Genomic DNA, 18,502 nt, shown 5'->3' on the forward strand with positions numbered 1-18,502 from the left:
GCAGCTTGAGCAGCATTAATCTAAAAAGCTGTTATCTTGTGCCAGTACCACTTGATACATAGGTTGAAAATTGCCCCAGGTCACGAGATCTGAGCCATTCATTTGGCGGGTTTTGGTGGCAATATCATGGCCAATGAGTTTAAGGTCTCCAGCCGCTTGAGCCAATAACTGACTATGACAACAACTGTCTAACATGACAAAATTCGCGGTTGCTGCATCAACGGATTTACCAACCGTGAGTAATCCATGATTTTGTAAAATAACTGCAGCATGGCCTTGCAGTGCCTCGGCAATCATATCGCCTTCAGACAAATCAGCCACGACACCGGTAAAGGTGTCAAATACGCTATGGTTTTCGTAAAACATGCAGGCATCTTGTGAAATCGGTTTCAGTAACTCGCCTAATGCCGAAAAAGCCCGGCCGTAGGTGGTGTGCGCATGGGCAACAGCATTCACATCTGGGCGAGCATGATGAATACGAGAATGAATCGCGAATGCGGCATTATTAATGGGGTGCTTACCCTCCATAATGTTGCCTTTATGATCAACACGGACCAAATCTGACGCTCTGATTTGTGAAAAATGCACCGCCAATGGATTAACCCAAAAGGTGTCTGGGTCAATACAATCTCGAAGGGTAATGTGCCCTGCTAAGCCTTCGTCAAACCGGTAATGGGCAAACACTCTAAATGCAGCGGCTAAACGTTGTTTTTCATATTGTTGTTGCTGCTGGGGAGTGTCAAATTTAGGCGGTAATGGCATCGGGTATTTGTCGGTACCGATAGTCATTTTTTTAATTTGTAATGCTTCTTGTGATGTCGTCATGTTGAGTCTGCTTTTATTAGTTTAGTTTGACTTTAATTTAACCAAGCCTAAAATTAATTCAAATGATACTAACTCATAGATAACTATTAATATGCTGCATAGTAAAATAGACCTTAACTTATTTCTCATTATGGCAACGGTCTATCAACAAGGCGGCATCACCGCTGCAGCCAGTAAATTGCACTTAACGCAGCCTGCAGTAAGTCACGCTATTGCTCGTTTACGCACCAAGTTTAACGACCCATTATTTGTTCGCCATGGTCGCAAAATGGTGCCAACGCCTTTATGCCAAAAAATCATCCCCGATGTATTGCAAGCAATGGATTTACTTGGGCACACCCTCACAACCCCAGCCAAATTTGATATTCAACAACATAAACGAGAAATAAAACTCGGATTACGCGATATTTTAGAGTCGATGTTTTTCCCTGTTTTGGTTCCCGATTTACTCAACAACACGCCAAATCTGACCTTAAATAGTCGTCAAATTAAACGCACAGAGCTTGAGCCATCACTGGCTCAACAAACCTTAGACATAGTGATTGATGTACTTATGCCAACCCACAAAGACATTCGCAGTAGCTTAATTTGCCACGAATCGTTTTCACTGGTATGTCGCCAACATCACCCAATATTGCAGCAACTCACCTTAAATAATTACGCCAACGCATCACATGCGTTAGTCAGCTTAAAAGACTTTACCATCGACACCGTCGACATGGCGCTCGCAACCCAGGGCATTACCCGTAACATTGCCCTGCGCTGCGAACACTACTTTGCCGCCATTAATGTGGTGAGCCAGTCAGACATGATCATGACCATGCCAAGCAGTTACGCCATGCTGTTGCAACAATCCATGCCTATTGTGGTATCGCCCTTACCCTTTGAGGTACCCGATTTGGCTGTGCACATGTACTGGCACAAACAAGCCGATGACGATCCGGTTAACCAATGGATAAGACAAAAACTGTTAACGATTTCAGCGCAATTGTTTGACTAGGGCGTGTTTATCTTTGTTGATAAATTAAGCAAAGATAAACACGCCCTAATTAATTAAAAAAAATAAAACCCTTTTTAGGTTTTGCCGCGTTTACACAGATCAACAGGGTGTTTTACCCAAAACGCACCACTAGCGGAGTGAACAATGAATAAAATATTACTTAACAGCCTCATTTCAAGCACGTTATTCGCGTTAACTGCCACCAGCAATATAGCGACAATACAAGCAGCAGAGTTAAATTTCGCCCACATTGAAACGGTAGGCACCAGTACCATTGAAGCAAAAGCCGACATGGCGATTATTAGCGTTGAGGTATCAATTGAAGCGGCCAATGCAAAGTCGGCCAAAGATGAAGCCGACGAAGCGGTTAGCCAGTTTAGACAACGTTTACTTGAGGCGGGTATTGATAAACAGCACATTCAAACTGCCAATCTTCAACTCAATCCACAATATCGATATGTGCAAAATGAACCAAAAATCTTAACGGGTTACAGTGCTAATCGACAAATCACAGTGACCGTAATGGACCTAAGTATGCTCAACGAACTGCTAGACAGCGCCTTAGTTGATGGACTTAATCAAGTGAATAACATCGAGCTAAAGTCGAGTAAAGAAGCCGATATGATGGCTCAAGCACGCCAGGCTGCAATCAAAGATGCTAAACAAAAAGCAGAGTCATTGGCCAAGGGGTTTGGTGAGCAAGTGGCTGGGGTATGGCAGGTGAGATATTTTCCAACTCAATCTCATCAACCCGAAATGTACCGCGCCAGCATGAAAATGAATGCCGACGTGGCGCAAACTTATCAACAAGGCCAAGTGACTGTAAGCGACAGAGTTGAAGCAATATTTAGGCTTAAGTAACCTAAAGCTTCCCTCACAAACTGAGCCTAATGGGGCGACCCCGTTAGCTCTGTCTGTGGGAGTTAGAACAGCATAAATCAACCATCTTGCTGTCCATAATCATAAACAATGGCGAAAAAGTGCGACTTAACAGGTCTTACCATCGCTATTTTCATATTCATAACGCAATGTTAAATATGAAATAAATTCAAACATGCTTTTTAATTACCACAAAAATGATCTAAATCACGTCTGAACATTCCCTAGCCAATTAAACTGAATTTATCAACAGTGGGTGCAGAAACAACACCAAGGTAATCAAACGCAATCTGCAGAGCAGCATAATCCACGCTAAACAAACTCCGCTTTTTGTTGTGATACCTGAATGACGTCCAGTTATACGCTCCCCATTCAATGCAGAATTAAAAGGCCATGTAATGATTGACATCACCATAGACGGCGTACCCCTATCACTGCCCCAGGCAGATAGCTTGCTTAAAGCCGCCACCGATGCCGGTATTAACATCCCTAGCTTGTGTGACTTTTCTCACAATCAAGCCAAGCAGCCCTGTAACTTGTGCCAAGTGCAAATCAAAAATCATGACGGTAGTTTGCGCTGTGCTCGTGCATGTGAAACCGCATTAGAAACAGGCTTAGATGTGATTACCCAATCAAGCTATTTAAGTAAAGTGCGCCAGCAAGCACTCAACGACATCTTAAGTGATCACTTTGCCGACTGTGAGGCGCCATGCCAAACCGCCTGCCCTGCAGGTGTTGATGTGCAATCTTATCTTTACCATATAGGTAAAGGCGACCATCACGAAGCGGTTAAAGTCATTAAGCAAACCTTACCGTTACCCTTATCGATTGGCCGTGTCTGCCCCGCATTTTGTGAAGCAGAGTGTCGCCGAGGGCTCGTAGATGAGCCCGTGGCCATTAGGCAACTAAAGCGTCATGCTGCTGATTTAGACTTAAATGATCTCGAGTCTTACGTGCCACCAAAAGCCCCATCAACTAACAAACGCATCGCCATTATTGGTAGCGGGCCAGCAGGTCTTACCGCAGGCTATTATCTGTCAAATAACGGCCACGATGTCACCATTATGGAGTCGGCTGAAAAAGCCGGTGGCTGGTTACGTTATGGCATACCAGAGTATCGCTTACCTAAAGCAATTTTAGATAAAGAAATTGAGCTACTCACCCGTAACGGACTTAAGATTAAAACGGGTTGTGCACTGGGCCGTGATACTAATTTAACCGAGTTAGTGGCTAACTATGATGCGGTTTGTCTTGCCATTGGTGCGCAAAAAGCCGTACCAATGAACTACCCAGGTAGCGACTTACAAGGCTGCTATTTAGGTGTCGATTATTTACGCGATTATTGCACCGACAAAAAATTAATCACAGGTAAAAAAGTCGCGGTCATTGGTGGAGGAAATACCGCAATAGATTGTGCTCGCACTGCACTAAGAGATGGCGCCGATGTCACCTTAATCTATCGCCGTAGTCGCGAAGACATGCCCGCCGAACCCTACGAAATTCACGAGGCCGAAGTCGAAGGGGTTAAGTTTCATTTTCTGACAAACCCAATTGAAAACCACAGCGACAACCAAGGGCGTGTCTGTTCTGTCACCTTTGCCAAAATGGCATTGGGCGAGCCAGATTCTTCTGGTCGACGTTCGCCTAAAGCCACTGGCGAAACCTTTGAAGAAGCTTTCGATACCGTGATCCCAGCCGTGTCTCAACAGGTCGATGTCGACTTTTTAGAACAGCCCGAAAATCAAATAGACACAGGTCACCTTGCACTTAGCCGCTGGCACACTTTCTTGGGGTGTGAGCAAACCATGTCAGCAGGGGTTGAAAAACTGTTTGTTATTGGTGATTCACGCACCGGCCCTGGCACAGCTGTAGCCGCGGTTGCTGATGGTCGCAAAGCCGCTGAAGCCATTGAAGGTTTACTTAAAGAAGGCTTAACCTGCCACTTAGAGCCACAACAATTTAACTCACGCAAAGCAAAAAAAACCGCCTTGTTAGCGGCAAACTCATACCCAGAACTATACCCTGACACCACCAGACATCCGCGCTTAAAAATGCCCGAACTCAACCAGCTCACACGCACGGTTAACTTTGCTGAAGTTGAACTCGGTTTTAAACCAGACAAAGCAATGCAAGAAGCGCTGCGCTGCCTAGAGTGTGCCTGCCAAGCGAACACAGACTGTAAATTACGTGACTATGCCACCGAATATAAAGTCGATAGCAATAGTATTGAACAGCCCAACGCCCGCAAATTTAAAGTCGATAATAGCGCCCCATTTATTACCTTTGATGCCAATCGCTGCATCAGTTGCGGAGCCTGTGTTGAAGCTTGCCACCAGCAAAGTGGCCATAATGTGATTAGCTTTGCGCCCAATAGTTACCAAGCACTACCCGATGCAGCAATAGCAGACAACAGCCGAAATGCGCCACGCGTAGGCTTTAGCGCATCAATGAATGACAGTGATTGTGTGCAGTGTGGTAACTGTGTGCAAGTATGCCCAACGGGTGCATTAGTCGATGCCAGAGATAAAACCCAAGGCACCCACCGAAAACTAACCAAAACCTCAACGGTATGTACTTATTGTGGTGTCGGTTGTCGGGTTGAGTTACATGTTGATCAAACCAAAAACCGCGTAATGCGCGTCACTGGCGACAGCAACTCACTGGTTAATGAAGGTATGTTGTGTGTAAAAGGCCGCTCTGGTTTTGATTTTTTAAACAGCCCTAAGCGTCTTACCTCACCATTAATCCGTAAAAATGGTCAGTTACAACCAGCAAGCTGGAGCGAAGCCATAAACTACATTGCCGAGCAACTTAAGCCGATTAAAGAGGCTGCTGGGCCAAGTAAATTTGCCGCATTATCTTCAGCGAAATGCACCAACGAAGAAAACTATTTAATGCAAAAGTTTACCCGTAGCATTATGGGCACTAACAGCATCGACCACTGCGCAAGATTGTGTCATTCATCATCGGTTGCAGGCTTATTCGATACCATTGGTGGTGGGGCAATGACCAATGATATTCCTAGCATAAAAGAGTCTGATGTTATTTTTATTATCGGCTCAGATACCACCAGTGCTCACCCTATTATTGCTTCTCACATTAAACGTGCTGTCAGCCAGCATGGTGCGCGCTTAATTGTGGCAGACCCTAAAAAAACCACCATAGCAGACAGCGCCACCCTCTATGTCTCCCATAAACCCGGCACAGACGTTATGCTGCTCAATGCCATCATGCAGCAGATTATTCTCAATAATTGGCAAGACCAAGATTACATTGATAATCGGGTTGAATATTACGAGTTACTTAAGCAAGAAGTACTCAAATCAGAGTACAACCTAAAAAATGCGTCATTACTTACCGGTGTCAGCGCTGAAGACATTGCCGCAATGGCAAAAATGATTGGTACCGCAACCAAAACGGCCATGTACTATGCAATGGGAATCACCCAACATACCACCGGCTATGACAACGTAGTATCGACCTCTAATTTACAATTATTGTGTGGCAATATCGGCGTGGTCGGCGGCGGATTAAACCCATTACGCGGCCAAAGTAATGTGCAAGGCGCGTGTGATATGGGCGCGCTACCCGATTTTTATCCGGGTTATCAAAAAATCAATAACCCAGCCAATAACGCCAAATTTGCCCATGCATGGGGTAACAGCTCATTGCCTTCGACACCCGGTTATGCAGCAACAGAAATCATGCATGCCATTGTCAAAAATAAAATCGATGCTTTATATATATTGGGCGAAAATCCTGTGCTGAGCGACCCAGATCAGGCCCATGTCATTGCCGCACTTAAAAAAATTAACTTTATGGTAGTGCAAGATATCTTCTTAACCGAAACCGCTCAAATGGCGCATGTGGTACTGCCTGCCAGCGCCTTTGCAGAAAAACAAGGCCACTTCACCAACACTGAACGCCGAGTACAACAACTTCGAGTTGCATTAACCCCACCGGGTGAGGCAATGCTCGACTGGCAAATCATCCAAATGATTGCTAATAAACTCGATGCCAATTGGCAATATCAAAGCGCCAAGGATATTTGGCAAGAAATCAACCAGGTTACCCCGCAGTATCAAGGCTTAAATTGGCAACGTCTCGAGCATAAAGTAGATGGTTTACAGTGGCCATGTTTTGATGAACATCACCCCGGCACACCGGTTTTACATAGCGAAACCTTTTTACGCGGTAAAGGACGCATGATACCAGTCCGTTATCTTTTCCCGGCAGAAATGCCCGACAGCGATTACCCACTAATCTTGTCTACTGGTCGTTTATTGGAGCAATTTCATACCGGCACCATGACCCGTAAAACCCCAGAACTTGATATTAAAGGGGCGCCAAGAGTGATGATTTCGGTATATGACGCCGAGCAACTCGGTGTTAAAAATGGTGATATGTTAACCCTCAGTACGCGCCGAGGCACCATCGACATCGCGGCTTTTGTCACTAAGCGGGCACAGGTTGGGGTATTATTTTTACCCTTCCACTTTGCCGAATCTGCCGCTAACAAACTGACGATTAATGCATTAGATCCCATTGCAAAAATCCCTGAGTTTAAGGTGTGTTCAGTTAAAGCAGAAAAGTCACAACACACACTGACAGTGGCATAGTTTAAATGAGAAGTCGTAGTCACAGCTGCCGCTAAAACCAAAATGCCTCGTCCTAATTAGGACGAGGCATTTTTATCACGATACAGTTATCTAACTAAAACGATTAACGACTATCCATTAACCACTGCTGGCGTAATCTCGATATCTTTTTTAAGCACAAGCACAACAAGGAAAACCAAACCTAAAATAGGCACTATCGATAACCCTGCACCAATCACACCGGCTAAAACCGGCGATTGTGTTTTACGACGACCTAAGTAATAACAAATACAGCCCATAACTAGCGCAAAAACAATAATCAATTGCCCAACCAAAGTTGCATTAAAATCCATTTACCCTCTCCAAATTAACAGTTCGATGTAACACCATAACGTTCATCATTTAAACATATTTAATACAATATATTACTCACAGTAAAGTGAAGTATTATTATTCGCTAAATAAGCGATGTTATTTGCAACATTAACCCACGCAGCTTCCGCGCTAAACTTGCCATTTTGCTGAATTATCGGTAGTTTTAACCACATTGAAAGATGTAAAAATAACAACAAAGGATTACGAATGGGAAACATACTTTGGGTGGCCTCTTACCCTAAATCGGGTAACACTTGGGTACGCGCTTTTTTAGAGAACTACATTCAAAATCAAGATCAGCCTATCGATATTAATACGATGCACACCATTTCTACTGCCGAATCTGCAGCGCATCGTTATCAAGCTTATTTACCTAAAGATAAAGCCGCAACCACAGAGCTTACCTTAGAAGAAATCAGTGTTTTACGCCCTCAAGTGCAAGCCGATATCGCCCATCAAGCACAAGGCACCACATTCGTAAAAACTCACAATTATTTAGGCGAGTACAACGGCCAACCATTACATAACTCTTCTGTTACCTCCGGGGCAATTTATGTTGTGCGTAATCCACTTGATGTGGTGATTTCGATGGCCAATTACTTTGATTACACCATAGATGAAGCCATTGCCTACATGGCAGAAGAAATGACCGGTACCCCAAACGAAGCGCCACATGTTCCACAAATTATTACCTCGTGGTCGATGCACGTATCGAGCTGGACAAGCGATGATACGTCAAAGCTCATTTTGCGCTATGAAGACATGTTAGATGATCCTAAAAAAGCCTTCCGCAAAGTTGAGTCATTTTTAGGTTTAAAGAAAGATCCTGCAAGGCTCAAAAATGCCATTAAGCATTCATCATTTGCACAATTAAAAGCCCAAGAAGCCAAACGTGGATTTGTAGAAAAACATGAAAATGCCAATGCCTTCTTTAGGAAAGGCGGTAAGCATCAATGGCAATCACTGCTCACTCCAGAACAAGTAAAACGCATTGTTGATACCCATTACGAACAAATGAAGCGCTTTAAGTATTTACCTGCTGGGATGTAACCAGCTAACATAAAAAAACGTCCTAGTGCAGCTGCACTAGGACGTTTTTATTAACGATGTTCATCAGTTAGCGTTGCTTGCGATAAGCCATCACTAACAACACCACGCCCGTCAATAAAAATGGCAAACTTAACCATTGGCCAGCACTTAACATCGACTCATGGTAAGCCGCCTGGCTGACTTTAACGCTTTCTATCGCAATGCGCGCACTGAATACTGAGACTAAAAACACCCCAAAAATAGCACCGTGTTTTTGCTTCATATTGGTGTATTTGTAAATGGCGTAAAGGCCAATAAAAATCAATAAATACGCGAGTGACTCATACAGCTGCGCCGGGTGACGCGGCAACATATCAATCCGTTTAAAAATAATGCCCCAAGGCTGAGTGGTTGGCTCACCTAAAATTTCAGAGTTAGCAAAGTTAGCCATGCGCACAAAAAAGCCAAATATTGCGGTTGCAATGGCTAGACGATCAAGCAAAAACAAAAACGGCAACTTCACTTTACGTTGGTAGTAATACAAGGCCAATATGGCACCTAAACCACCACCATGGCTGGCTAAACCACCTTCCCAAATGGCCAGAATTTTAAGTGGATTAGCAAAATAATACCCAGGGTCATAGAAAACACAATGGGCTAAACGAGCACCAACAATAATGCCCACAACGCAATACACCAAAAGATTATCTAACGACTCAACATCAAGCCCCTCTTTTGTGTAAATCCGTTTCATCACCTGAAAACCAGTGGCAATCGCTAACGCAAAAAGTGCACCATACCAATGTACAGTTAAGCCCATAAACGAAACTAATATAGGGTCAAAATCCCAGACGATGTGTTCCAAATTGCCTACTCCAATTGCAATGTTGTTTTATCGCATTATGCTAAAACAACTTTACGACAGATGATACGTAACTGAAGAGAAAGTTTCATTAATCTAAGTGAGGTAAATTAACAATGAGGTTGTAAATAAGGTAACATTTAGTGTAATCGATGCTAAATCTCCTGATTGTTAGAGTTAACCCAATTAATGACCGATAAAACCGAATACCATATTGATGTGCTTGAGCACAGTACTGATGCAATTAATCTGCTGGCACAAGCAAGTGGTTTAGGTAAGCAAGTATTAAAAGATGCCATGCAAAAAGGCGCGGTTTGGCATACTCACGGCAAACAAACCAATCGAATTAGGCGGGCTAAAAAGCCCTTACAACCCGGCGATAAACTTCATCTTTACTTCAATCAATACATTTTAGATGAGCAAGTAGCACCTGCAGAGTTGTTGTTTGATGAAACTGACTACAGTGTATGGTACAAGCCTTACGGCATGCGCTGCCAAGGGTCAAAGTGGAGCGACCACACCACCATTAATCGTTTTGCTGAATTAAACATGCAGCCACAGCGCAATGCATTTATAATTCATCGTCTTGACCGTGCTGCCACTGGATTATTAATCCTAGGTCACAGTAAAAAAGCCACTGCCGCTATCGCTAAACTATTTGAAACTCGCGCATTAGAAAAACACTATCAAGTGATTGTTCACGGCAAGTTTTCCAGTGAAACGGTACAAATTGACACCCCTGTCGATAATAAACCGGCACTGTCTCATGCAACATTAATCACCTATCATTCAGGGCTCAATCAATCTAAAGTACAGGTCAAAATCGACACGGGGCGAAAGCATCAAATTCGTATTCATATGGCTAGCTTAGGGCATCCGGTGGTGGGTGACCGATTACATGGCGATGCCGATAACACTGCGCCCGATCTTAAATTAACCTCGTGTTATTTTACGTTTGTTTGCCCGTTATCCGGCAAACTCAAGGTCTTTGAACTACCTGAACAATACCGCCCCCAATTTGTAGATGAACAGCCGTAATAGCACAGCTGAACACTACATTAACTGGTTTCTACAATAGGATACACATATGCGTTTATTCATCCGTTTCGCACTCAGCTTAAGCGCATTAATTCTGTGCCAAAGCAGTTTTGCTGCCAGCTTACAGCTACCTAACAATGCCAATACAGTATTAGTGAATGGTGTCGCGACTGAGCAGCAACACGTTGCCTTAGACATCACTACTCCACAAGGGTTACAACAAATCGCCTTTCGCTATCATGCCCGCTTTAGAGATCAAGGCAGTCAACATAGCTTTAGCTCTGATGTGATTATTTTGCGTTTTGCCGCGAGCGACCAGGACTATCAATTAGCCCTACCCAGCATCCGTTCTCAAAGCAGCGCAGCGCGGTTTAATGACTCACCAGCACTGACATTAACTGATCAGGCAGGTAATGCAGTTGAGTTTACCCAAGACAAACTAATGAAAAAAGGCTTACAGCTTGGCCGTGACTTTGAGCAAGAAATCGCAAAATACAATAACGCAGCCAACCCTGCTAGCTGGAGTGCAGCCAAAGAGACGACCACGCCAATCACTTCAACTGTCTCCACCTCAACAGCAGCCACAGTGCCAGCCACGGTAATCACCGACAATACAGAACAACCCAACCAAGCTGAAGTGTCTACCATGCTCGATTACTGGTACCAAAAAGCAAGTCCACAAACGCAAGCTGAATTTAAGGCCAGAATAAATCAATAATTAACCAGAGTTGAAGTTAATGAGCTTTTATTGAAGGTGTAAACGAACAAAGCGATATATCCGCAGGTGTATATCGCTTTTTTATTAGGCGCAAATGTCGGCAAATGTCGCATTGAGTAAGCGCTGTAAATCATCAGGCTTAAGCGAAATATCGAGACCTCGTTTACCCGCACTCACATAGATTGTTTCAAACAGTTGCGCCGAAGCATCAATCACTGTCGCTAAGCGTCTTTTTTGCCCTAACGGACTGACGCCGCCAAGCACATAACCGCTAGACCGCTCAACGGCGACCGCCTCAGCCATTTGAGCTTTTTTAGCACCCGACGCTTTGGCCGTTAATTTCATACTCAACATTGCTGACACAGGTACAACTGCCACAGCTAATTTTTGATTATCAAGGCTCACCACCAAGGTTTTAAAGACTTGCTCGGCTGGTAAGGCTAATTTTTGCGCCGCTTCTAGGCCATAGGACTCGTTACTGGCATCATGTTGATACTCGTGCACCTTAAAATCAATCTTGTGCTTTTTTGCCATATCAATTGCTGGGGTCATGACGCCTCACTTATGCTGAAACTAATTTTCTGGGCTGATAAAAATGCAAATAACGCACACAAACATAACTGACAACCACAGTCGCAACAACGAGTTCAAACTCAGCTAAACCTCGCACCTGGGCAATATATTCTGCGCCAACATCCATGCTTTGCATCCAAGCTGCCACTTTAAATAATGCCGTAGCCCCTATCACCATTGGAAAGGTAAATGCAGCATAACCAGGACTAAACGGTAAACGCATCAGTTTAAAAAATGACAAATAAATAATACTGGTCATCAACACACCAATACCAAATAACAAACCAATAATCACTGGCGACGGCTGTGAGCTAATGGTTAAGTAGCCTGCTAACGATAAACTTGCTGGCGCGGCTAAAACAGCTAATGTCGGTTTAGCGGCATCGGGGATTTGCTCAGTAAAAATAAGTCGATAAATCATCATAGGTAACATCACTGCATAGCTCAGCATACCAAAAATCAACGCGCTATCGGCTATCCACAATAAATGCGCATTACCAGAAAAAGACACATCGGCAACCACAATACCAATCGGCGGAATAAACCAGCTCGGCACCATTTGAGGTAAGCTAAAGTGCTGGCTGCGATGATAAATAAACCCGACTAAAAAACTGATGTGCAGTATAACCGCAAAGCACCACAGTAAATCGCCGGCCATGGCTGAGGCATAACCCAGCGAGTTAGATACCACCATTAATGCCATGGCAAAAGTCGGCACCACACTGCCCACCACCGGATGGGCGACATCCTGGCGCAGTAGATCATGATGCAATACAAACTTACTGGCTAAGATCAGCAATAACACACTGGCAATCGCAGCACTGGTCCATTGACCATAATGCTGTAAATCAACAGCGTTCTCCCAGCTCCAACCTAAACTGGCAATACCTAACGCTAGCCCCGCCATAGGTGTAGGAACACCCACTATTTTTCGTTTTACTCTGTTTACCATAACAACCTCAACGGCCCAGTCCGCGACATACCGTTATATTACGCTTGCACTTTGTTTACATATATCCAATTATATAAAACATACGTTCAGAAAAACCAAACAGCTAATCCACTATTATTTTTCCAATTCAATATTATGAATATCTCACTCAAACAACTTAACGTGTTTAGCAGCATTACACAGCACAACACCTTAACGGCCGCAGCCGAGGCTTTGTTTTTGTCTAAGGCGGCAGTGAGTATGGCGCTAGCTGAATTAGAAAAGCAGCTAGGCCATCCGCTATTTGACCGGGTTAATAACCGATTAATTCTCAATCAAGAAGGTCACAAGCTGTTACCACTTGCTGATGAGCTGCTTAGTAGAGCAAATAACATCAGCCAATTGTTTGATGCAGACCACGCTTTTTCAGGTCAGTTGAAAATAGGCGCCAGTGATACCATCGGTAACCATGTTGTCCCGGGATTGCTAAGCCAATTTAGGCAACAATCACAGCATTTTTCGCAAAGCGTGGTGATTTCTAACTCACGATTAATTTGTCAAAAGCTGCTCGACTACGAGTTAGACATCGGTTTAATTGAAGGTAAAAGTCATCACCCAGAATTAGTTGCCCATCAGTTTAGTCACGACCAAATGTGTATTATTGCGGCGCCTCATTTGTCCATAAGCCAGCAAACACCCTGTAGATTTAACGAGTTAGAACACAGTGAATGGGTACTGCGTGAGGCAGGCTCAGGCTCAAGGGAGTTTTTTTTACGCACGGTTTCACCGCACATTGAGGCATGGCATGAGGTGTTTGAACTCAATACCACTGAAGCGCTCATCAACAGTGTCGCGGCAGGATTAGGTTTAGGGTGCTTATCGACCTTAGCCGCGCAGTACGCCATTAATGATGGCCGAGTCACTCAACTGCAATTACCTCACAATCATACCCTCAATATGCAACGCCCCTTTTGGCTAGTGGTGCACAAAGACAAATACCACAGCCCATTGTTGAAAAGCTTTATCGCGTTTTGCCATCAATGGGATAATACATAAAGCGGTTGTTTGCTGGGGTCTCGCTCTATGATTTATGGCTGAGTCGAATTTGAGCATTTGAAAACTAAGACTAAAACTAAAACTAAAACCAACTCGTTTTAGGCCAAGACTTGTTAACTCCCTTCTCGTCGTCCCGGCAATGCTGTTGAGCCGGGATCCAGGTGTTTCTTTATGCATTGCACTTATAAACTACGACCAAAAATATCGTGATGGCATGGTCAATGATGTTCCCTACATCAGTGTGACATTTCCCATATCCTAATCGGTCAGATGTGCGTGAAAGGCCATAGCCAGCTCACGTATTCTTTTGTAAAAAGCCTTCAACGACCTCAAATTATGAGTCGAATTTGAGCATTTGAAAACTAAGACCAACTAGCCCCACCAAAGCTTGTGATTCCACTATAGCTTAAACCATAGTTATAATAGTTAATTGACAAAATAACCTTGGTATCCATTAACTTATTATCTATGGCTTCCAGCTAATTTGGTTAAATAGATTATAATTAATGTGATTGTAACCACTAAGGAGACAGAGCATTGAAACCACTCAGTAGGTGTTGCCTTACCACTCGAGCACAGCAAAATGGTTGCGCAGTGTTGCAACCAACTAAATTTAAGCCGTGTTCATGACAAACGACCAATTATTGATTCTGCTGATTTTGTTCGCCACTGTAGGCCTGTTCCTATGGGGGCGTTGGCGCCATGACATGGTGGCTATCTGCTCTCTGGCGGCGTGTGTTCTCACCGGGCTAGTGCCATCAAGTGACGCTTTTGTTGGTTTTAGTCACCCAGCCGTAGTCACTGTGGCTTGTGTTCTTGTGCTCAGTCGAGGTCTTCAAACCTCAGGGGCTGTTGACGCGCTATCGCGTGCCGTACTGCCAGCTCGTGCCGGCGTGTTACTTAGTATGTCAACGCTTTGTGCACTTGGTGCGGTGCTTTCCGGTTTTATGAACAACGTTGGTGCAATGGCGTTGCTGATGCCTGTTGCCGTGCAACTCGCTGGTCGTCTTAACCTGACGCCTGGGCAACTTTTAATGCCGCTGGCGTTTAGCACTATTCTTGGCGGCATGACCACGATGATAGGCACACCTCCAAACCTGATCGTGTCAAGTTTTCGCGACCAGACTGGTACAGGCTTCGCCATGTTCGACTTTTTGCCAGTCGGGCTCGCAGTTGCCGCAGCCGGTGTCGGCTTTATCACTCTGATAGGCTGGCGACTGGTACCAGCACGTAAACAGTCTGGGGTAAAAGGCTTCGAATCAGAGGCTTATATAACCGAAGCCCGCGTACTCGAAAGCAGTAAAGTTACCGGCATAAGCCTGCGCGATATTGATAAAATGATCGATGAAATAGATGCCCAAATCATCGGTATGGTTCACAATGATGTCCGCATGATGGCACCCAGTGTTTGGCGTAAGGTTCGTGCCGGCGACATTCTCGTTATCGAGGCTGAAGCTAAATCGCTGGCGGTTGTACTCTCTACATTAGGCTTAGCGCTTGAGGAGGCAATTGAGCAAGAAGAGGCCGAACTGGACAAGACTAATGACGCAGTAGAAAACCGAGAAAATGCCCCAAAGGATGACGCTGATGGATCGGTAGACAAGAGTAAAGAACAAGATCAAACCAAATCCTCTGACCATATTGTGCTTATGGAACTTGCTGTGTTACCCGGGTCTCCTTTACTTGGACGTTCGGCCACCGATATCATGTTACGTTCGCGCTACGGCATGAACCTGTTAGCAGTATCACGCTATGGTAAGCCTTCATTGTCACGATTACGTTCACGGCCTTTCCGTTCAGGTGACTTACTACTGATGCAGGGCCCCCCCGAAGCCATCTCTGAATTTGCAAGTGATAACAACTGTGTCCCCTTAGCCAAACGGGAACTGCGCATACCAAGTAAACGTAAAGCTTGGGAAGCAGGTATCATCATGATTTTATCCGTAGGTGCTGCAGCCTTTGGTTTACTTCCGGCGGCAATATCATTTTCGCTTGGCGTACTCGCTTCTATGGTATTGCGAACCGTACCGCCACGCTCTGTGTACAATGCTATCGACTGGCCAGTGATTGTACTTCTCGGCGCTCTGATCCCCGTTGCTGGCGCAATGGAGTCCAGCGGTACAGCCGACCTAATGGCAAGATTCTTACTCGACAACATGGCTCAAGGCAATGCTGTATTTGGGTTGACGCTCATTCTGGTCGCCAGCATGTTCCTCTCAGACTTAATGAACAACACCGCGACAGCGGCCGTGATGTGTCCCATAGCCATTGCGACCGCGGCAGCGCTTGATGTCAACACCGACCCCTTCCTGATGGCTGTCGCGATCGGGGCATCTTGTGCCTTTCTCACTCCCATAGGTCACCAAAACAACACCTTGATTCTGGGGCCTGGAGGCTTTGGTTTTGGTGATTACTGGAAGCTAGGCATACCGCTAGAATTGTTAGTGATCGCCATCAGTCTTCCCATGCTGCTTTGGGTATGGCCGCTGTAAGTGATTACCACGTATAACGAATTTGTGCCCCGCGTTTGTTTCAACTATGGTATGGCCTGCGGCCACTATCGTCGTGGCGCTTCACCCACACCTGACTAACATCGCAAGGTCTCCCCCAGCACGGGCCAAATATGTTGGTAATACTTAGAAGTCATTAATAGATCCTACGAATCTCGCAATTCTCGACGTAAGATCTTGCCAACATTTGATTTTGGCAATTCATCTCTAAATTCGATTATTCTTGGATTTTTATAACCAGTAAGATATTTTCTACAATGCTTTTTTATTTCATCAACGGTCACATTGCCTTTGCGTACAATGAATAATTTCACTTTTTCTCCCGTGGCGTCATCAGGAACACCAATCGCCGCAGCTTCGATGATGTGAGGGTGAAGTGTTGCAACGGCTTCAATTTCAGTTGGGAAAACATTAAACCCCGACACGAGAATCATATCTTTTTTACGGTCTTCAATATAAAAAATGCCATCGTCATCCATTCTTCCTATATCGCCAGAGCTTAACCAACCTCCTGCATGCATTACCGTATTAGTTTCGGCTTCTTGTTGCCAATAGCCTTTCATCACTTGGGGCCCTCTAATTTGGATTTCACCTATTTGATTGGGACCTAAAGGTTCATTTTTATCATTAACAATACGGAGTTCAGTGCTGGGTAAAGGGACACCAATTGAAGAAATGAATGATTGTTGTTGATGAGTACCGGCAGCGACCACAGGGGAACATTCCGTTAAGCCATAACCTTCTATGACAGGCATTCCAGTGAGCTCTTGCCAACGATCTGCAATATGTTTCTGCGTTGGCATTCCACCTGCAATAGTAAAACGAGCGTGGCTAAAATCTAATTTTTGAAAACCAGCATGACTGTTTAAACCATTAAAAAGGGTATTTAAACCAAAAACCATTGTGAAGGGATATTTACTTAAATCGGAAACAAAACCATCGATATCTCTTGGATTAGTAATGAGTAAATTCGTTGCCCCGAGAAAAAGCATAAACATCATACTCACTGAGTTGGCAAAAATATGATAAAGCGGAAGTGGGGTTACAGCATATTCCTTATCGTATAAAGTTCTTGGGCTAAAATGAGCATGAACCTGCAGAACATTAGCAATAATATTGTTATGAGTAAGCATTGCCCCTTTCGCAAGCCCCGTCGTTCCACCTGTATATTGGAGATACGCTAAATCATCTGCTGTTATTTGAGGATCAATAAAGGGAAGTTTCTTACCATCGGTTAACGCTCTCCGCAATGAAATCGCGTCGGGAATATGATATTTAGGCACTATTTTTTTGACATGTTTAATAAGAAAGTTAACCAATGTACGTTTATGAATCGCTAACTCATCGCCGATTTTGGTTAAAATAACATGCTTAATGTGAGTCTCATCCAGTATTTGCTGAAGGTTATTACCAAAATTTGTTACAGCAACAATAGCACTGGCCCCTGAGTCTCGTAATTGATGTTTTAACTCTCGAGGGGTATAAAGCGGATTAACATTGACAATAATGAGTCCTGCTTTTAATGCACCTAAAATAGTGATGGGATATTGCAATAAATTAGGCATCATCAAGGCGATTCGTTCGCCTTTTTTCATTTTTAGTTCAGATTGTAGATAAGCAGCAAAAGCGTTACTTTTACTTTCAAGATCTTGGTAGGACAAACTATGTCCCATATTAATATATGCAGCTTTTTTAGCATGTACACTAAAAGACTCTTTAAACAAATCATTGATATTGTTATACATACTTGAGTCTATTGTTGTGGGAACATCCTCAGGGTATTGTGCTAACCACGGTTTATCATTTGCCATTATAATCATCACTGATGTTGTTGTTTAAACATCACTATTGTAAATTAATTTACCTGATTAGTATAAAAATAATAGCTTTAATTCAATGGATTAACGACTGTACTTGGGGGGTAGCCGTAGCGAATACTTCAGAATGTGACTCGTCTCTGCTTTTTCATTTACCCACTTCACGCTTTCTTTCTTAACAATGAAAAAACTAAAACCATGTCACCCATTATTTGAACATTCCAGAGGCTTGGTGGTTATGTCCTACTTATCGTGGCTGGCCATGTAAATTTTTATGTTTCTTTCGCCTAA

14 protein-coding genes are annotated in these 18,502 nt (G+C 44.0%); 8 read left to right on the plus strand and 6 right to left on the minus strand.

All coding sequences use genetic code 11. The annotated features are described in order from the left end of the window. Window positions 1-15: 15 nt before the first annotated feature. Window positions 16-825 (minus strand): class II aldolase/adducin family protein, encoded by an 810-nt coding sequence (locus PQR79_RS07560; protein ID WP_238106739.1) that lies wholly within the window; start codon window positions 823-825, stop codon window positions 16-18. 91 nt (window positions 826-916) lie between these two features. Here PQR79_RS07560 and PQR79_RS07565 point away from each other — a divergent pair, with 91 nt between their 5' ends. The 3 genes from PQR79_RS07565 (at window position 917) to fdhF (ending at window position 7,323) form a co-directional block, all read left to right on the plus strand. Continuing rightward, entirely contained in the window at window positions 917-1,825 is a 909-nt protein-coding gene (locus tag PQR79_RS07565; protein ID WP_238106738.1) for a LysR family transcriptional regulator, read from the plus strand. A gap of 144 nt (window positions 1,826-1,969) precedes the next feature. Further along, the gene (locus PQR79_RS07570; RefSeq protein ID WP_238106737.1) at window positions 1,970-2,686 is read left to right on the plus strand and encodes an oxidative stress defense protein; all 717 of its coding nucleotides are present in this window, start codon (window positions 1,970-1,972) and stop codon (window positions 2,684-2,686) included. Between the two features lie 416 nt (window positions 2,687-3,102). Next, window positions 3,103-7,323, plus strand: coding sequence for a formate dehydrogenase subunit alpha (gene fdhF / locus PQR79_RS07575; RefSeq protein WP_238106736.1), 4,221 nt, complete (start codon window positions 3,103-3,105; stop codon window positions 7,321-7,323). 110 nt (window positions 7,324-7,433) lie between these two features. Here fdhF and PQR79_RS07580 read toward each other — a convergent pair whose 3' ends face one another. Beyond that, the gene (locus PQR79_RS07580; RefSeq protein WP_238106735.1) at window positions 7,434-7,655 is read right to left on the minus strand and encodes a hypothetical protein; all 222 of its coding nucleotides are present in this window, start codon (window positions 7,653-7,655) and stop codon (window positions 7,434-7,436) included. Between the two features lie 229 nt (window positions 7,656-7,884). Here PQR79_RS07580 and PQR79_RS07585 point away from each other — a divergent pair, with 229 nt between their 5' ends. Beyond that, window positions 7,885-8,727, plus strand: coding sequence for a sulfotransferase domain-containing protein (locus PQR79_RS07585; protein ID WP_238106734.1), 843 nt, complete (start codon window positions 7,885-7,887; stop codon window positions 8,725-8,727). 67 nt (window positions 8,728-8,794) lie between these two features. Here the strand turns inward: PQR79_RS07585 and lgt are convergent, their stop codons facing one another. Next, window positions 8,795-9,571 (minus strand): prolipoprotein diacylglyceryl transferase, encoded by a 777-nt coding sequence (gene lgt, locus PQR79_RS07590; RefSeq protein ID WP_238106733.1) that lies wholly within the window; start codon window positions 9,569-9,571, stop codon window positions 8,795-8,797. A gap of 186 nt (window positions 9,572-9,757) precedes the next feature. On the opposite strand from lgt, the gene PQR79_RS07595 reads away from it, so the two are divergent. Further along, a complete protein-coding gene (locus tag PQR79_RS07595) occupies window positions 9,758-10,606 on the plus strand; it encodes a pseudouridine synthase family protein (protein ID WP_238106732.1) in 849 nt (282 codons plus the stop codon). Window positions 10,607-10,655: 49 nt separating this feature from the next. Then, entirely contained in the window at window positions 10,656-11,324 is a 669-nt protein-coding gene (locus PQR79_RS07600) for a DUF2057 domain-containing protein (RefSeq protein ID WP_238106731.1), read from the plus strand. A gap of 84 nt (window positions 11,325-11,408) precedes the next feature. Here PQR79_RS07600 and ybaK read toward each other — a convergent pair whose 3' ends face one another. Both ybaK and PQR79_RS07610 read right to left on the minus strand, forming a co-directional pair. Beyond that, complete coding sequence (gene ybaK, locus PQR79_RS07605; RefSeq protein ID WP_238106730.1) at window positions 11,409-11,876, minus strand: Cys-tRNA(Pro) deacylase; 468 nt, start codon at window positions 11,874-11,876, stop codon at window positions 11,409-11,411. 10 nt (window positions 11,877-11,886) lie between these two features. Further along, complete coding sequence (locus PQR79_RS07610) at window positions 11,887-12,849, minus strand: TDT family transporter (RefSeq protein WP_238106729.1); 963 nt, start codon at window positions 12,847-12,849, stop codon at window positions 11,887-11,889. Between the two features lie 135 nt (window positions 12,850-12,984). On the opposite strand from PQR79_RS07610, the gene PQR79_RS07615 reads away from it, so the two are divergent. Both PQR79_RS07615 and PQR79_RS07620 read left to right on the plus strand, forming a co-directional pair. After that, complete coding sequence (locus tag PQR79_RS07615; RefSeq protein ID WP_238106728.1) at window positions 12,985-13,884, plus strand: LysR substrate-binding domain-containing protein; 900 nt, start codon at window positions 12,985-12,987, stop codon at window positions 13,882-13,884. A gap of 626 nt (window positions 13,885-14,510) precedes the next feature. Further along, window positions 14,511-16,376 carry an SLC13 family permease gene (locus PQR79_RS07620; RefSeq protein ID WP_238106727.1) on the plus strand — a complete coding sequence of 622 codons (1,866 nt, stop codon included), beginning with the start codon at window positions 14,511-14,513 and terminating at the stop codon, window positions 16,374-16,376. Window positions 16,377-16,540: 164 nt separating this feature from the next. On the opposite strand, the gene PQR79_RS07625 is transcribed toward PQR79_RS07620, so the two are convergent. Then, window positions 16,541-18,205: an AMP-binding protein gene (locus tag PQR79_RS07625; RefSeq protein WP_238106726.1), complete on the minus strand. Its 1,665-nt coding sequence runs from the start codon at window positions 18,203-18,205 to the stop codon at window positions 16,541-16,543. Window positions 18,206-18,502: the final 297 nt, after the last annotated feature.

Source organism: Shewanella metallivivens, assembly GCF_028750675.1.
GTDB lineage: Bacteria > Pseudomonadota > Gammaproteobacteria > Enterobacterales > Shewanellaceae > Shewanella > Shewanella metallivivens.

Excerpts from the sequence above, each read along its gene's own strand:
- PQR79_RS07560 (WP_238106739.1), bottom strand. The coding sequence starts at position 825 with ATGACGACATCACAAGAAGCATTACAAATTAAAAAAATGACTATCGGT.
- PQR79_RS07565 (WP_238106738.1), top strand. The coding sequence starts at position 917 with ATGCTGCATAGTAAAATAGACCTTAACTTATTTCTCATTATGGCAACG.
- PQR79_RS07570 (WP_238106737.1), top strand. The coding sequence starts at position 1,970 with ATGAATAAAATATTACTTAACAGCCTCATTTCAAGCACGTTATTCGCG.
- fdhF (WP_238106736.1), top strand. The coding sequence starts at position 3,103 with ATGATTGACATCACCATAGACGGCGTACCCCTATCACTGCCCCAGGCA.
- PQR79_RS07580 (WP_238106735.1), bottom strand. The coding sequence starts at position 7,655 with ATGGATTTTAATGCAACTTTGGTTGGGCAATTGATTATTGTTTTTGCG.
- PQR79_RS07585 (WP_238106734.1), top strand. The coding sequence starts at position 7,885 with ATGGGAAACATACTTTGGGTGGCCTCTTACCCTAAATCGGGTAACACT.
- PQR79_RS07595 (WP_238106732.1), top strand. The coding sequence starts at position 9,758 with ATGACCGATAAAACCGAATACCATATTGATGTGCTTGAGCACAGTACT.
- PQR79_RS07600 (WP_238106731.1), top strand. The coding sequence starts at position 10,656 with ATGCGTTTATTCATCCGTTTCGCACTCAGCTTAAGCGCATTAATTCTG.
- ybaK (WP_238106730.1), bottom strand. The coding sequence starts at position 11,876 with ATGACCCCAGCAATTGATATGGCAAAAAAGCACAAGATTGATTTTAAG.
- PQR79_RS07610 (WP_238106729.1), bottom strand. The coding sequence starts at position 12,849 with ATGGTAAACAGAGTAAAACGAAAAATAGTGGGTGTTCCTACACCTATG.
- PQR79_RS07615 (WP_238106728.1), top strand. The coding sequence starts at position 12,985 with ATGAATATCTCACTCAAACAACTTAACGTGTTTAGCAGCATTACACAG.
- PQR79_RS07620 (WP_238106727.1), top strand. The coding sequence starts at position 14,511 with ATGACAAACGACCAATTATTGATTCTGCTGATTTTGTTCGCCACTGTA.
- PQR79_RS07625 (WP_238106726.1), bottom strand. The coding sequence starts at position 18,205 with ATGGCAAATGATAAACCGTGGTTAGCACAATACCCTGAGGATGTTCCC.